The sequence below is a fragment of the Luteibacter sp. HA06 genome (assembly GCF_054061215.1).
Genome location: NZ_JBSSDZ010000001.1, coordinates 3,562,514 through 3,577,001 on the forward strand (window position 1 = coordinate 3,562,514; position 14,488 = coordinate 3,577,001).

General features: G+C 64.7%; 13 protein-coding genes, 1 tRNA gene and 1 pseudogene. 4 read left to right on the forward strand and 11 right to left on the reverse strand.

Annotated features, from left to right (window positions below):
• Window positions 1-29 precede the first annotated feature (29 nt).
• The 9 genes and pseudogenes from ACVWWJ_RS16405 to ACVWWJ_RS16445 form a co-directional block, all read right to left on the reverse strand.
• Window positions 30-105: transfer RNA gene (locus ACVWWJ_RS16405), tRNA-Gly, on the reverse strand.
• A gap of 47 nt (window positions 106-152) precedes the next feature.
• Window positions 153-759 (reverse strand): annotated as a pseudogene (gene pgsA / locus ACVWWJ_RS16410) (CDP-diacylglycerol--glycerol-3-phosphate 3-phosphatidyltransferase).
• Between the two features lie 17 nt (window positions 760-776).
• Window positions 777-2,600: an excinuclease ABC subunit UvrC gene (gene uvrC, locus ACVWWJ_RS16415; RefSeq protein WP_159893978.1), complete on the reverse strand. Its 1,824-nt coding sequence runs from the start codon at window positions 2,598-2,600 to the stop codon at window positions 777-779.
• 221 nt (window positions 2,601-2,821) lie between these two features.
• Complete coding sequence (gene kdsB / locus ACVWWJ_RS16420; protein ID WP_456968724.1) at window positions 2,822-3,604, reverse strand: 3-deoxy-manno-octulosonate cytidylyltransferase; 783 nt, start codon at window positions 3,602-3,604, stop codon at window positions 2,822-2,824.
• A 58-nt stretch (window positions 3,605-3,662) separates the two neighbouring features.
• Window positions 3,663-4,973 (reverse strand): 3-phosphoshikimate 1-carboxyvinyltransferase, encoded by a 1,311-nt coding sequence (gene aroA / locus ACVWWJ_RS16425; RefSeq protein ID WP_456968725.1) that lies wholly within the window; start codon window positions 4,971-4,973, stop codon window positions 3,663-3,665.
• The gene (gene hisC / locus ACVWWJ_RS16430; RefSeq protein WP_456968726.1) at window positions 4,970-6,082 is read right to left on the reverse strand and encodes a histidinol-phosphate transaminase; all 1,113 of its coding nucleotides are present in this window, start codon (window positions 6,080-6,082) and stop codon (window positions 4,970-4,972) included. Before hisC ends, aroA begins: the two co-directional genes overlap by 4 nt.
• The gene (pheA, locus tag ACVWWJ_RS16435; protein ID WP_456968727.1) at window positions 6,079-7,206 is read right to left on the reverse strand and encodes a prephenate dehydratase; all 1,128 of its coding nucleotides are present in this window, start codon (window positions 7,204-7,206) and stop codon (window positions 6,079-6,081) included. The genes hisC and pheA overlap by 4 nt, the downstream gene beginning before the upstream one ends.
• 80 nt (window positions 7,207-7,286) lie before the next feature.
• Window positions 7,287-8,372, reverse strand: a complete 1,086-nt coding sequence (gene serC, locus ACVWWJ_RS16440) for a 3-phosphoserine/phosphohydroxythreonine transaminase (RefSeq protein ID WP_456968728.1) — start codon at window positions 8,370-8,372, stop codon at window positions 7,287-7,289.
• Window positions 8,373-8,412: 40 nt separating this feature from the next.
• Window positions 8,413-9,183: an FHA domain-containing protein gene (locus ACVWWJ_RS16445; RefSeq protein ID WP_456968729.1), complete on the reverse strand. Its 771-nt coding sequence runs from the start codon at window positions 9,181-9,183 to the stop codon at window positions 8,413-8,415.
• A gap of 139 nt (window positions 9,184-9,322) precedes the next feature.
• Here ACVWWJ_RS16445 and ACVWWJ_RS16450 point away from each other — a divergent pair, with 139 nt between their 5' ends.
• Both ACVWWJ_RS16450 and infA read left to right on the forward strand, forming a co-directional pair.
• Complete coding sequence (locus ACVWWJ_RS16450; protein WP_456968730.1) at window positions 9,323-9,598, forward strand: polyhydroxyalkanoic acid system family protein; 276 nt, start codon at window positions 9,323-9,325, stop codon at window positions 9,596-9,598.
• A gap of 88 nt (window positions 9,599-9,686) precedes the next feature.
• A complete protein-coding gene (infA, locus tag ACVWWJ_RS16455) occupies window positions 9,687-9,905 on the forward strand; it encodes a translation initiation factor IF-1 (RefSeq protein ID WP_019466733.1) in 219 nt (72 codons plus the stop codon).
• Between the two features lie 92 nt (window positions 9,906-9,997).
• Here the strand turns inward: infA and clpA are convergent, their stop codons facing one another.
• Both clpA and clpS read right to left on the reverse strand, forming a co-directional pair.
• Window positions 9,998-12,265, reverse strand: coding sequence for an ATP-dependent Clp protease ATP-binding subunit ClpA (gene clpA, locus ACVWWJ_RS16460; RefSeq protein ID WP_159893934.1), 2,268 nt, complete (start codon window positions 12,263-12,265; stop codon window positions 9,998-10,000).
• 77 nt (window positions 12,266-12,342) lie between these two features.
• Window positions 12,343-12,675 (reverse strand): ATP-dependent Clp protease adapter ClpS, encoded by a 333-nt coding sequence (clpS, locus tag ACVWWJ_RS16465; protein WP_046966087.1) that lies wholly within the window; start codon window positions 12,673-12,675, stop codon window positions 12,343-12,345.
• A 124-nt stretch (window positions 12,676-12,799) separates the two neighbouring features.
• On the opposite strand from clpS, the gene ACVWWJ_RS16470 reads away from it, so the two are divergent.
• On the forward strand, window positions 12,800-13,288 hold the full coding sequence (locus ACVWWJ_RS16470; RefSeq protein ID WP_456968732.1) for an NUDIX hydrolase: 489 nt from the start codon (window positions 12,800-12,802) through the stop codon (window positions 13,286-13,288).
• Entirely contained in the window at window positions 13,285-14,421 is a 1,137-nt protein-coding gene (gene mnmA, locus ACVWWJ_RS16475) for a tRNA 2-thiouridine(34) synthase MnmA (RefSeq protein ID WP_456968733.1), read from the forward strand. Before ACVWWJ_RS16470 ends, mnmA begins: the two co-directional genes overlap by 4 nt.
• Window positions 14,422-14,488 lie beyond the last annotated feature (67 nt).

Consider the following 14,488-nt stretch of genomic DNA (forward strand, 5'->3'; position numbering starts at 1 on the left):
TCGGAGGTCCGAGGTTTTGTAGAATTACATGGAGCGGGAAACGAGACTCGAACTCGCGACCCCGACCTTGGCAAGGTCGTGCTCTACCAACTGAGCTATTCCCGCGTCGTTGTCCAGCTATTCTAAATCAGATCGGAAATGTGTCAACCACCTTACGCCGATTTTTTTTCACTTTTTTTCACGTCGTCTGAATCCCCGCGCAGACTGGGCCACGCAGCCCGTAGATAGTCCACACCCGACCAGATGGTCAGGATGCCGGCGAGGACCAGCAACGTTTCGCCCACATTGTATGAGGCGAGGGATTCGGTGTCGTGCTGAACCAGCAGCACCACCAGGGCCACCATCTGGGCCAGCGTCTTCAGCTTGCCGAGGAAGGCCACCTTCACTTTCGAGCGTGCGCCGATCTGCGCCATCCACTCGCGTAGCGCGCTGACACTGATCTCACGGCCGACGATCACCGACGCCGTGACGGCGAGAAGTACCCCCTGCCAGCCGCCCGGGGTGGGACTGCACCAGCAGGAACAGGGTCACCGCCACCATGAGCTTGTCGGCCACGGGATCCAGAAAGGCGCCGAAGGCGGAGGTCAGGTTCATGCGGCGGGCCAGGTAACCGTCTAGCCAGTCGGTGAATCCGGCGACGACGAAGACCGCGGCGGCGCCGAGGTTCGACCAGCGAAATGGCAGATAGAAGACGACGACCATGACCGGGAGCAGGAGCACGCGGAAGAGGGTCAGCCAGGTAGGCAGGTTGATTCGCATAGTCGGTCGCATGCAACTTAGGGGTGAAGCATGGCATAGATGCGTTCGGCGAGGCCGCGATCAATCCCCTTCACGCTCATCAATTCTTCCACGCCGGCCGCTTCGACTCCGGCAAGACCACCAAAAGCCTTCAGCAGCGCCGCGCGACGACGCGCACCCACGCCTGCCACATCTTCCAGCGTGCTCCGTTCACGAGCGGCTTCACGGCGTCGACGATGTCCGCTGATCGCAAAACGGTGCGCTTCGTCACGAACCGCGGCAACCAGATGCAGCGCGGGCGACGAGGTACCCGGATGCAGGGTCTTCCCCGTTTCCGCGAGCACCAGCGTTTCTTCGCCCGCGCGACGTCCGGGACCCTTCGCCACGCCCACCACGCGGATGCCCTCGACACCCAGTTCGCGCAGCACATCCACCGCCTGCCCCACCTGTCCCGCACCACCGTCGATGAGAAGGATGTCCGGCTTCGCACCACCCTCCACGACCTTCTTGAAGCGACGCGTCAGGGCCTGGTGCATGGCGGCGTAGTCGTCACCCGGCGTGATGCCCGCGATATTGAAGCGACGGTAATGCGACTTTTCTGGCCCTTCGGGACCGAACACCACGCACGAAGCGACCGTCAGCTCGCCACGCGTATGACTGATATCGAAGCACTCGATCCGACGCGGCGGCGCCTCGAGCGCCAGCACCTTCTGCAGGTCATCGAAACGCGCCAGCAAGGTGTGTCGGCTGGCGAGACGCGATGTGAGCGCCGCGCTGGCGTTGCGCTGGGCCATTTCGAGGAATCGTGCACGCTCGCCGCGCACACTGGGCTTCAGGGAAACGACATAACCCGCGTGATCGGAAAGCACCTGCGCCAGCACGTCGATATCTTCCACCGGATCGCTCAGCACCAGCTCGCGCGGCACCTGGCGTTCCAGGTAGTACTGTGCAATGAACTGGGCGAGCACATCACCCACGGACGCATCGATGGGCAGGCGCGGGAAGAAGTCACGCGAACCCAGGCTAACGCCATTGCGGAAGAACAGCACGCTCACGCAGGCCATGCCACCTTCCATACAGCACGCAATGACGTCCATATCCGCGCTGGCACCCTGCACGAAGTGCTGAGCCTGCAGCTTGCGCAGCGCCGAGACCTGGTCACGCAGTGTGGCCGCGCGCTCGAAGTTCAGCGCCATGCTGGCCTGATCCATGGCTACCGCGAGCTCGTCGATCACCGCGCTGCTGCGGCCTTCGAGGAACATTTCGGCATGGCGCACATCGTTCTGGTAATCGGGCACATCGATCAGGCGCACGCAGGGTGCGCTGCAGCGACCGATCTGATGCTGAAGACACGGCCGCGAGCGGTTACGGAAGTAACTGTCCTCGCACTGACGCACCTTGAACAGCTTCTGCATCAGGCCAAGGCTTTCGCGCACGGCGAAGGTGCTCGGGTACGGACCGAAATACCGGCCGGGCCCGGTCTTCGCGCCGCGATGAAAGCCGAGGCGTGGATACTCCTCACCCGCTGAAAGATAGATATACGGGTAGCTCTTATCGTCGCGCAGCACGATGTTGTAGCGCGGCTTGAGCGACTTGATCAGCTGCGACTCGAGCAGCAGTGCTTCGCCCGCGGTTCGTGTCAGGGTGACTTCCGCCCGCGCTATCTGCGACACCATCGAGGCGATGCGCGGATCCATCGGCGGCTTGAGGAAGTAATTGCTGACGCGCTTTTTGAGGTTCGCGGCCTTACCCACGTACAACAGCTCGTCCTCCGCATCGAAATAGCGGTAGACGCCTGGCGAAGTGGTGAGGTGTCGGACGAAGGCCTTGCCGTCGAACGGATGCGACTCGGTGTGCTCCATGGCCGACATTTTAGCGTGTCGGCGTTGACCAGACGCGAAAAACGCCGACATGGTGGGGGGACCATGCCGGCGCTAACCTTCCGTGGGGTGTCGCCGTCCTTGGGGGATGACAGTGGCGACAGGGATAGATTAAGGGTTCGCCCTTGCTGGCGCGCCCGGCGCAGGCCAGCTCTGGGTGTCGGGCTCGCCCTCGCCGGGCCGTAGGGGAATCCCCACGAAGCTCAGTGGCCGCCTGAGGCCAGCCAGCGCTCTGCCCGGACGAGATCCTCGGCCGTGTCGATACCCGGCGGGAATGGCTCCGGGGTCAGCTGGACCGAGATGGCGTAGCCGTGCTCCAGAGCTCGCAGCTGCTCCAGCGACTCCGCCCGCTCCAACGGGGTCCGCGGGAGGGCTGCCAGGCGGCGCAGGAAGCCCGCGCGATAGGCATAGATGCCGATGTGGCGCAGAAACGGGACGTCGGCCGGAAGGCGCTCGCGGCTGACGGCGAAGGGATCGCGCGCCCATGGGGCCGGCGAGCGGGTGAAGTAAAGCGCCCGGCCGTTGCTGGCTCGGACGACCTTCACGATGTTCGGGTCGAAGAATTCGTCGGCATGGGTGATCGGCGTGGCCAGGGTGGCCATGGGCGCCTCGTCGCCGGCCAGCGTCGCGACCACGGCACGGATGCCGGCTGCGGGCGCGAAGGGCTCGTCGCCCTGCAGGTTCACCACGATCGTGTCTTCGGGCCAGCCGAAATGACTGACGGTTTCGGCGATGCGGTCGCTGCCGGAAGCGTGGTCCTCGCGGGTCATGCAGACGAGGATGTCGCCGCATCCGCGCAACTCGCGGGCGACGCGGTCGTCGTCGGTCGCTACGACAACCTGGGCAGCACCGGCCTGCCCTGCGCGGGCCGCCACGCGCCGGATCATCGATTCACCGTCGATCTTCAGCAGCGGCTTGCCCGGCAGGCGGGTCGAGCCGAAGCGTGCGGGCACCACGACGACGAACGGAGGGATCTTCTCGGCCATGACGACATCCGTAACAGGAAGGCAAAGCGTAGCGCCTTCCCGTCACGGGAGCCATGTATCAGCTTGCGCTTTCCAGCTGGAATCCCACGCCGTTGGCGAGTTCCATGAAACCGGGAAACGAGGTGGCGACGTTGGCGCAATCGCCGATGGTGATCGGCGCCGACGCCACGAGCCCGGCGATGGCGAAGCTCATGGCGATACGGTGATCGCCATGGCTGTCGATCGCGCCACCGCCTATCGTGCCGCCCTGGATCATCGCGCCATCGGGCAGTTCGTCGATCTTTACGCCGCAGGCCTGTAAGCCTGCGGCCATGCTAGCTATGCGATCCGACTCCTTCACACGCAGCTCGGCAGCGCCACGGATCGTGGTGAGCCCGTCCGCGACAGCAGCCGCGACGAACAAGGCGGGAAACTCGTCGATCATGTCCGGCACGATGTCCAGCGGCAGCGCGACGCCGTGCAGGCGCCGGTAACGAACGACGAGATCGCCGATGTCTTCGCCACCGCTGCTGCGTTCGTTTTCCACGGAGATGTCGGCACCCATCAGTTCCAGTGCGGCGAGCAAGCCGGTGCGACGCGGATTCAGGCCGACGCCTTTCAGGCGCAGCGCCGAGCCGGGGACAATGCAGGCCGCGACGATGAAGAACGCCGCCGAGGAGATATCCGCCGGCACGTCCACGTCGACCGCGCGCAGCGTGTGGCCGCCTTCGACCGTCGCCTTGCCCGGCGAATATTCGATCGGCCAGCCAAACGCTTTCAACATGCTCTCGGTGTAATCGCGCGTCGGGTGCGGTTCGATGACTTCGGTCTTGCCGTCGGCATACAGGCCGGCCAGCAAAAGCGCCGACTTGATCTGCGCGCTGGCTACCGGCGGGTGATACGTGATGCCCTTCAGCTTCGCGCCACCGTGGATGCGCAGGGGCGGCTTGCCGTCGTCGGTGTCGATCGACGCGCCCATGGTCGTGAGTGGGTCGGTGACGCGACGCATCGGCCGGCGCGACAGCGATTCGTCGCCGACCAGCGTCGAATCGAAGGCCTGCCCGGCGAGGAGGCCGGCGAGCAGGCGCATGCCGGTTCCCGCGTTACCGCAGTCGAGTGGCTCGGCCGTGCCACGCAGACCATGCAGGCCCACGCCATGGACAAGACGCTCGCCGACGGCAGGCGTTTCGAAACGCACGCCGAGCTGGCCGAGGATGGCCGCCGTCGCCCGCGTATCCTCGCCTTCGAGGAAGCCGCGGATATGCGAGGTGCCTTCAGCCAGCGCACCGAACATCAGCGCGCGATGGGACACGGATTTATCGCCGGGGACGACGACATCGCCACGCAAGGGGCCGGCGGCGGCGCGGCTGCGCCAATCCAGGCGGTTCATGGCAGATTCTCCAGGAGACGTTGCAGCTCGGCGCGGCTACCGACGCTGATTCGCACGGTGTGCGGCAGGCGATAGCCGCCCATGGGACGCACGATCACGCCGCGTTCGAAAAGATGCGCTTCGAAATCGACGGCGTCGCGACCCAGGTCGACGAGCAGGAAATTGGTTTGCGACGGCAGCACACGCAGGCCTCGCGCGGTGAGCGCCTCGGCCAGCCATGCGCGATCACGGTGATTGGTGTCACGCACGCGTGCCCGATGCTCGTGATCGCCGAGCGACGCTTCAGCAGCAGCCAGGGCCACGCCGTTGACGTTGAACGATTCACGCAGGCGCTCGCACACGGCGGCGACCGAAGGATGGCTGAGCATGTAACCGATGCGCAGCCCCGCCAGGGCGTAGGCCTTGGAGAACGTGCGCGTCACGACGAGGTTCGGAAAGCGACCCAGCAGGTGCATCGCCGTGCTGAGGCCCGCCGCATCGACGTATTCGTGATACGCCTCGTCGACCACAACCAGCGTGTGCGCCGGGACCTTGCCGAGGAAGTCCTCGAGCGCGGCGTCGGTAAACCACGTGCCCGTCGGGTTGTTCGGGTTGGCAAGGTAGACGATGCGCGTCGATAGCGTTACCGCGGCAGCGATCGCTTCCAGGTCGTGACCATACGGCGCTTCCGGGTGATCGGCGGGCAACGCCGGCACCGCGACGGACGGCGCACCCGCCGCGGCCGCGGCGATCGGAAACACGGCGAAGCCGTACTGCGAGTGCACCACCGGGTGCTCGGCATCCGCAAAACACTGCGCCAGCAACATCAGCAGCTCGTGCGAGCCGTTACCCAGCGTGATGCCGGGGACCGGCACGCCAAGCTCATTCGACAACCGGCGCTTCAGCGACGCACCGAGCGGATCGGGATAACGCCAGATGTCTTCAAGCACCCGCGTGGCAGCGCGCATGGCCAACGGGCTCGGGCCAAGCGGGTTTTCGTTGGAACCGAGCTCGGACAGCACCGCGCCGAACTGCAACCTCAGCGCAGGGAGGTCATGACCGGGATCGTACGCACGCAGGGCCGACGTCGCCCGGTTGGCGAGCGTCGCCGCATCGAACGCGGCGGTCATGGCAAAGCAACAGGGTAGGAGCCGAGCACACGCACATCCGCGGCGGCCGGCTTCATTTCGGCGAGCGCAGCCTGCAGCGCTTCGCCCTCCACGTGGCCGGAGACATCGATGAAGAACGCGTACTGCCACTTGCCCGTATGCGCGGGACGCGATTCGATGCGGTTCATGCTGATGTCGTGTTTCGCGAGGGGGCTGAGTACGTCATACAGCGCACCCGGCTTGTCCTTCACCGAGACGAGCAGCGACGTGCGGTCGTTACCCGACGGCGGGAAGATGGAGCGACCGATGACGAGGAAGCGCGTGGTGTTGTCCGAGCGGTCTTCGATCGGGCCAGCGATGGTCTTCAGCCCGTAGACGCGACCGGCCGTTTCGCCGGCGATCGCAGCGGATTCCGGCGCGTGGCGGGCCATGCGCGCGGCTTCGGCGTTGCTCGATACCGGCACGCGCTCGACGTCCGGCAGGTTCACGCGCAACCAGCCCTGGCACTGCTGCAGCGACTGGGGATGGGAGTAAACGCGCTTCACGTCCTTCAACTCGCCACTGAGTGAAAGCAGGTTCTGGTGGACACGAAGCTCCACCTCGCCGCAGATCGTGGCCTTCGAGACGAGGAACATGTCCAGGGTCATCTGGATCATGCCCTGCCCCGAGTTCTCCACCGGGACCACACCGAAATCCGCATTGCCTGCGGCGACTTCCTGGAAGACCTCTTCGATGCTGCCCAGCGGCAGGCCGTAGGCGGCATGACCGAAATGCTTGCGCACCGCCTGCTCGCTGAAGGTGCCCTCAGGCCCGAGGAAGCCGATCTTCAGCGGCTGTTGCTGCGAAAGGCAGGACGACATGATTTCGCGAAACAGACGCACCAGCTCCGCATTCGGCAGCGGTCCGTCGTTGCGATCGATGACACCACGCAATACCTGGGCTTCGCGTTCGGGTCGGTAATACTCCACTGCCGCCTTCAACGGGCCCTTGGCCCGGCCGACCTGCTGGGCCCAACGGGCGCGCTCACTGATGAGCGACTGCAGTTGCTGGTCGATGCTGTCGATGCGCGTACGCGCTTCGACGAGCGTGGCTTGTTTGTCAGCCTTGTCGGCTTTGTCGGCTTTGTCGGCAGGGGTCTTACTCATGGACGTCCAGGCGGCTAAGTGGTTACAAATGAAACGGTTACCACCGCAACAGCTATGCTGCACTGCGGTGACCCCCGACTTTAACCGTGCTTTGCTGCAAAGTCCCGCATGAAGTTCACGAGCACATCCACCGCCTCCTGCGGCACCGCGTTGTACAGCGACGCGCGCATGCCACCGACCGCCTTGTGCCCCTTCAGCGCAAGCAGGTTGGCAGCTTCGGATTCGGCGAGAAAAGCCGCATCCAGCGCACTGTCGTGCAAGGTGAATGGCACGTTCATCCGTGAGCGCGCATCGACCGCGACCGGACTCTTGTAGAAACCGCCGGAGCCGTCGATCGCGTCGTACAGCGTTTTTGCCTTCAGAGCATTGCGCTCACCCATCGCGGCCAGGCCACCCTGCGCTTCCAGCCATTCGAACGTCAGGCCGGCGAGATACCAGCCCCACGTATTCGGCGTATTGAGCATGGAATCGTTCGCGGCGTGTTCGGCATAGCGGAAGATCTTCGCCATCGGCCGGCCCTTTCGCGCCAGCAGGTCGTCGCGAACGATCATGATCACAAGGCCCGACGGACCGATGTTCTTCTGCGCGCCCGCATAGATCAGGCCGAACTTCGATACATCCACCGGCTCGCTGAGGATGTTCGACGACATGTCCGCGACCAGCGGCACGCCGCCCACGTCGGGGACGTCGTGGAATTCCACGCCGTGAATCGTTTCGTTCGTCGTGTAGTGCACGTACGAGGCACCCGGGTTGAGCGTCCAGCCGTCGCGCGGCGGCAGGGAGAGGTAATGCGCCGCCTCCGATGTGGCCGCCACGCGCGCCTCGATATACGGTGCTGCCTCGCGCACGGCCTTCTCGCCCCAGTGTCCGGTAACGATGTAGTCGGCGGTATCGCCTTCTGCCGCGAGGTTCATCGGGATCTGCGCGAAATGCTGCGTCGCCCCGCCCTGCAGGAACAGCACCTTGTAGCCATCGGGCACGCCGAGCAGGCTGCGCAGGCGTGTTTCCGCGGTCGCGGCCAGCTGCATGAACGCCTTGCCGCGATGGGACAACTCCATGACGGAGGCACCCGATCCGTTCCAGTCGAGCATCTCGGCCTGCGCGCGCTTCAGCACGGCTTCGGGTAGCGCCGCCGGTCCGGCGCTGAAATTCCAGGCTCTGCTCACAGGCATATCGTCCACGGGAAAGGTCCCCGCATTATGCCGCTCAAAAATGGACGAACAGCACCAGGGCGATGCCCAAAGCGAGAATTGCCGCGGTAAGGATCAACCACCACACCTCGCCACGCGGGCCGGCGGCATCTTCGGGAAGCCCCTGTTCCGGCTCATGTTCGATCATGACCACCGGTGGTTCGGCGGACCAGCCCGGCCCGTCGAGGACGAAACGATGCGCGGCCAGGCCGATCTGGTCGCCGGGTTGCAGCGAGGCACGGACGACTTTGACGCCGTTGACGCGCACGGCGTGCCGGGCGGGCACTCGCGCGCCGTCGAGGATCAGCTCACCGTCGTCCCAGGCCAGTACCAGCAAGGCCGCATCGTTGCCCGGTAGTTCGAGCGGCAAGGCCCCATGGGTCGCGCCAAGCTCGAGGCGGTCGCCCACGGCAATGGTGCGACCCGACAAGGGTCCGGCCACCGGACGCAGCGCAACGGTGCATCGGGCGTCCGTCGGCTCGGCTACTTCCCGTGCATCCAGATCGGCATCGTCGCGAATGAGCATGCGGCAATCGCCGAGCGAGAGGCTGTCGCCGGGGCGCAGCAGCGCGCGCTCACGCACGGGGCGAGCATTGACATAGACACGGCCGGCATCGGGGAAGACATCGAGCACGAGACCGCGACGATCGCGGTGGATGCGGACGTGCCTTGCCGCGACCTGGCTTTCGGAAACGACGAGGTCGTTGTCGTCGGCGCGACCGATCGTGAGGGCGGGCCTCGACCAGTGGAAATCACCGCGAGCCGAGCTGACGAATTCGATGCGCATGGAGGAACCGGGACGTTGACGAAGCGACTTTAGCAGAGTGCGGTATCTGTTTGAACGCAAAGGTGTCGCTGTCGGTGTCGAAGTCGCGTGACGTCGAGCCTGATAGACTCCGGCGCTTTCCATTCGACGAGGACGCCTCATGGCGAAGATCGATATCCGCCGCCCGCACACCAAGACCGTGGCCGAGGCGCGCGCCGTGGTCGAACGCGTGGCCGATCGCATGCGTGAAAAGTTCGGTACCGAAGGCAGCTGGGATGGCGACACCCTCACCTTCCAGCGTTCGGGCGTCAAAGGTGCGATCGCCGTGTCGCCGAGCGATGTGCACGTCACGGCCGAACTGGGCATGCTCCTGTCGCCGTTGAAGGGCACGATCGAAGAAGAAATCCGCAAGAAGCTCGACGAACAGTTCGCCTGACCCTCCCCCCGGCTGGCTCGCAAGGGCTGGCTGTGGCATACTCATGGACTTATGCGGCCACTCCGGCCGTTCATCCGACCCGGAACACATGGCAAAAGACGACGTCATCGAAATGGAAGGCACGGTCCAGGAGACCTTGCCGAACACCATGTTCCGCGTGCAGCTCGAGAACGGGCATGTCATTACTGCCCACATCTCCGGCCGTATGCGCAAGCATTACATCCGCATCCTGACGGGCGATAAGGTGAAGGTCGAAATGACCCCCTACGACCTGACCAAGGGTCGCATCACCTACCGCATGAAATAAGCGACGTTGATGCGTTAACGAGAAAGGCCGCGCAGTGCGCGGCCTTTTTTCGTGCCTGTAGGAGCCGCTTCAGCGGCGATCCCTGACCGCCGTCAGGCGGTCACAGCCGCCGGCTCGGCCGACTCCGTCTCCACATGCAGCTCGTCGCCTTCGACCGACAGGGTCACCTTGCCACCTTCGGCCAGCTTGCCGAAGAGCAGCTCGTCCGCCAGCGCGCGCTTCACCTTGTCCTGGATCACGCGGGCCATCGGGCGGGCACCCATCTGCGGGTCGAAACCATGCTCGGCCAACCAGCGGCGGGCTTCCGGGGTGACGTCCACGCTGACCTTCTTCTCGGTCAACTGGGCTTCCAGCTCGATCAGGAACTTGTCCACGACACGCAGGATGTGGTCGAAGTCCAGTGCGTTGAACTGGATGATCGCGTCCAGACGGTTACGGAACTCCGGCGTGAACATGCGGCGCAGGGTCTCCAGGGCATCCGGTGCGTGGTTCTGCTTCATGAAGCCGATGCCGCGACGCGAAGCCAGCTGGGCGCCGGCGTTCGTGGTCATGACGATCACGACGTTCTTGAAGTTGGCCTCGCGACCGTTGGTGTCCGTCAGCACACCGCGATCCATGACCTGGAGCAGGATGTTGTAGACGTCCGGATGAGCCTTCTCGATTTCGTCCAGCAACAGCACGCAGTGCGGATGCTTGGTGATCTGCTCGGTGAGCAAACCACCCTGGTCGAAGCCGACATAGCCCGGAGGCGCACCGACCAGACGCGAAACGGAATGCGCTTCCATGTACTCGGACATGTCGAAGCGGACCATCTCGATACCCAGCTGCATGGCGAGCTGCTTGGTCACTTCCGTCTTGCCGACGCCCGTGGGGCCGGCGAGCAGGAAGCTGCCGATCGGCTTGGACGGATCGCCCAGGCCTGAACGCGCCATCTTGATCGACGAAGCCAGGGCCTCGATCGCGGCGTCCTGACCGAACACCACCATTTTCAGGTTGCGCTCGAGGTTACGCAGCACGTCACGATCCGATGCCGAAACCTGCTTGGCGGGGATGCGCGCCATCTTGGCGACGATGTACTCGATCTCGGCGACGTCCACCTTGCCCGTGCGCTGGTCTTCCGGCAGCAGGCGCTGGCGGGCACCGGCTTCATCGATGATGTCGATGGCCTTGTCCGGCAACAGGCGGTCCGGGATGTGCTTGACCGCGAGGTCGACGGCGGCGCGCAGGGCTTCACCGGTGTACTCGACCGAATGATGCTCCTCGAACCGGCTCTTCAGGCCCTTCAGGATCTCGATGGAGTCGGCCACGGTGGGTTCGACCACGTCGATCTTCTGGAAGCGGCGAGCCAGCGCGCGGTCCTTCTCGAACACGCCACGGAATTCCTGGAACGTGGTCGAACCGATGCAACGCAGCTCACCCGAAGCCAGCATCGGCTTGATCAGGTTGGAAGCGTCCATGGTGCCGCCCGACGCGGAACCCGCACCGATGATGGTATGGATCTCATCGATGAAGAGGATCGTGTTCGGCTGCTTCTTGAGCTGGGCGATCACTGACTTCAGGCGCTTTTCAAAGTCGCCGCGGTACTTGGTGCCGGCAACCAGGGCGCCGAGGTCCAGCGACCAGATCGTGCAGTCTTCCAGCACTTCCGGCACCTGGCCTTCAACGATGCGCTTGGCCAGGCCCTCGGCCAAGGCAGTCTTACCCACGCCAGCCTCACCCACGTAAAGCGGGTTGTTTTTGCGGCGGCGGCACAGCACCTGGATGGTCCGCTCGACTTCGTCCTCACGGCCGATGAGCGGATCGATCTTGCCCTGGATGGCAAGCTCGTTCAGGTTGCTGGCGTACTCGCTGAGCGGGTTGCCCTTGCCCTCGCCGCCTTCCTCGCCATCCCGCTCGGGGTTGGACGACTGGGCTGCCGACTCGTCGCCGATCTTGGCGATGCCGTGCGAGATGTAATTGACCACATCCAGGCGGGTGATTTCCTGCTGATGCAGGAAATAGACCGCGTGGGAGTCCTTTTCGCCGAAGATAGCGACCAGCACGTTGGCGCCGGTGACTTCCTTACGACCCGAGGACTGCACGTGGTAGACGGCGCGCTGCAGCACCCGCTGGAAGCCCAGCGTGGGCTGCGTATCGCGCTCGTCCCCGGCCGGAAGCACCGGCACGGTCTCGGCAATGATGCGCTGGAGATCGGCCGCGAGGCGCGGCAGATCGACGCCACAGGCGCGCAGGGCGGCCAGGGCTGAGGTGTTTTCAGTCAGGGCCAGCAGCAGGTGCTCGACCGTCATGAATTCGTGGCGTTGTTCCCGGGCCTGCTTGTAGCAGTGTCCGATGGTGACTTCGAGATCCTTGCTGAACATACGGACCGTCTCCGATAGCTGTGGGCGGCGGGGACCAGCCCCTGTCATTGCCGCATGAACACCAGATGGGGGATCAGCTACATCTTTTCCATAGTGCACAACAGCGGGTGCTGATGAGACCGTGAGTATTCGTTGACCTGGGTCACCTTGGTTTCTGCCACTTCGCGAGTGAAAACGCCGCACACGCCCTTACCCCGGGTGTGTACGTGGAGCATCACCTGGACCGCACGTTCCTGGTCCATGCCAAAAAAGCTGCGCAAAACCTCGATCACGAAATCCATCGGGGTGAAGTCATCATTGAGCAAAACGACCTGGAAAAGCGGCGGCCGCGCCGTTTCCGGACGCGTCGTTTCGATGGCTAGGCCGTGGCCGCGGTCGCTTTCCTGATCGTGTTCGTGTTCCTGGGACATTAATTAAGAACCTTCGGTACGCGATTCGATTATATACACCGGTTTCCCGACCGCTTCGGGGTCGACATCCACAGGTAATGGCACAATATGCCTTTTACCAGAGCCCCTCCCCCCCAATAAGCCGATGCCTAACTCACTTCCCCAGGCCGAAAACGTGTGGAGCCCCCGTGTCACGGTGGCTTGCGTCGTCGCGCGCGGCGATCGCTTCCTCATCGTCGAGGAGGAGATTTTTGGCGAAATCGCCTACAACCAGCCCGCCGGCCACCTCGATCCGAACGAAACCCTGCAGACGGCCGCGGTCCGCGAAACCCTCGAGGAGACCGGCTACACCATCGCCCTGGATGCCTTCCTGGGCGTCTGGCAGTGGGTCAGCCATGAGCACGGTGAGCAGGTGCTGCGCTTCAGCTTTGCCGGCCACGTTCTTGACCACGATCCCGACCGCCCCCTGGATACCGGCATTCACCGGGCCCTGTGGCTGCGTCGCGACGAGATCGAGGCGATGGGTGGGCGCCTGCGCAGCCCGCTGATCCTCCCGACGATCGACGCCTGGCTGGACGGCCGGCGCCTGCCACTCGATGTAGTGGGCAGCCTGCTTCCCGGAATCAGCCCGTGAAAGTGATTCTGGGCGTCTCGGGCGGCGTGGATTCGTCCGTCGCTGCCCTTCTGCTCCAGCAGGCCGGGCACGAGGTCGAGGGCATGTTCATGCAGAACTGGGAGGAAGACGACCGCTCAGGCCCCTGCACCACCGACGACGACCGCAAGGATGCCGTGGCTGTCTGCGGCCGCCTGGGCATCCCGTTCCACGCGCGTAATTTCGCCGGCGAGTACTGGGACGGGGTGTTCGCCTACTTCCTTGCGGAGTACGCCGCCGGCCGCACGCCGAACCCGGACGTGCTCTGCAACCGCGAGATCAAGTTCAAGACCTTCCTCGAGCACGCACAGGCCCTCGGCGCGGAGAAGATCGCGACGGGCCACTACGCCCGTGTCGATTTCCAGGACGGGCGCTATCGCCTGCTGCGTGCCGTCGACGCCGGCAAGGACCAGAGCTACTTCCTCCATGCACTGGGCCAGAAGCAGCTCGCCGCCACGCTGTTCCCGGTCGGCGAGATCGAGAAGCCGCTGGTGCGTGAGCTGGCGCGCGAGGCCGAACTGCCGACGCATGCCAAGAAGGATTCGACCGGCATCTGCTTCATCGGCGAGCGCGACTTCCGTGCTTTCCTCGCCCAGTACCTACCGGCGAAGCCCGGCCCGATGGTCGATCCTGACGGGCGCGTCATCGGCGAGCACCAGGGTGTCATGTATTACACGCTCGGCCAGCGCAACGGCCTGGGCATCGGCGGTCGCGCCGATGCGCCGAACGAACCGTGGTACGTGGTCGGCAAGGATGTCGCGACGAACACGCTGATCGTTGCCCAGGGCGGCGAGAACCGCTGGCTGCAGTCGTCGCGGCTGACGGCGACGGAGGTGACGTGGGTGGCTGGCGAGCCGCCTGCGTCAGGTACCGCACCCAGCCAGGAACCTGACGTGGCGGTCCGGGCATTCCGCTGCACCGCGAAGACCCGCTACCGCCAGGCCGACCAGGCCTGCGTGGTCGAGGTAAGTGGCGATACGCTGCACGTGGTCTTCGACGAGTCCCAGCGCGCCGTCACCCCCGGCCAGTCCGTCGTGCTCTACGACGGCGAAGTCTGCCTCGGCGGCGCGGTCATCGCCGCCACCGACGCCCCCTACGGCGGCCTGACCCCATGAATGTGGCGCAGCCCGCCGTTGCAGGAGCCGCTTCAGCGGCGAATGGGCGCTTGGCATCACCGCTCCG

Bases quoted from the DNA above. Each gene is read 5' to 3' on its own strand.
- uvrC (WP_159893978.1), bottom strand. From the start codon at position 2,600: ATGGAGCACACCGAGTCGCATCCGTTCGACGGCAAGGCCTTCGTCCGA.
- kdsB (WP_456968724.1), bottom strand. From the start codon at position 3,604: ATGGCCGAGAAGATCCCTCCGTTCGTCGTCGTGGTGCCCGCACGCTTC.
- aroA (WP_456968725.1), bottom strand. From the start codon at position 4,973: ATGAACCGCCTGGATTGGCGCAGCCGCGCCGCCGCCGGCCCCTTGCGT.
- hisC (WP_456968726.1), bottom strand. From the start codon at position 6,082: ATGACCGCCGCGTTCGATGCGGCGACGCTCGCCAACCGGGCGACGTCG.
- pheA (WP_456968727.1), bottom strand. From the start codon at position 7,206: ATGAGTAAGACCCCTGCCGACAAAGCCGACAAAGCCGACAAGGCTGAC.
- ACVWWJ_RS16445 (WP_456968729.1), bottom strand. From the start codon at position 9,183: ATGCGCATCGAATTCGTCAGCTCGGCTCGCGGTGATTTCCACTGGTCG.
- ACVWWJ_RS16450 (WP_456968730.1), top strand. From the start codon at position 9,323: ATGGCGAAGATCGATATCCGCCGCCCGCACACCAAGACCGTGGCCGAG.
- infA (WP_019466733.1), top strand. From the start codon at position 9,687: ATGGCAAAAGACGACGTCATCGAAATGGAAGGCACGGTCCAGGAGACC.
- clpA (WP_159893934.1), bottom strand. From the start codon at position 12,265: ATGTTCAGCAAGGATCTCGAAGTCACCATCGGACACTGCTACAAGCAG.
- clpS (WP_046966087.1), bottom strand. From the start codon at position 12,675: ATGTCCCAGGAACACGAACACGATCAGGAAAGCGACCGCGGCCACGGC.
- ACVWWJ_RS16470 (WP_456968732.1), top strand. From the start codon at position 12,800: ATGCCTAACTCACTTCCCCAGGCCGAAAACGTGTGGAGCCCCCGTGTC.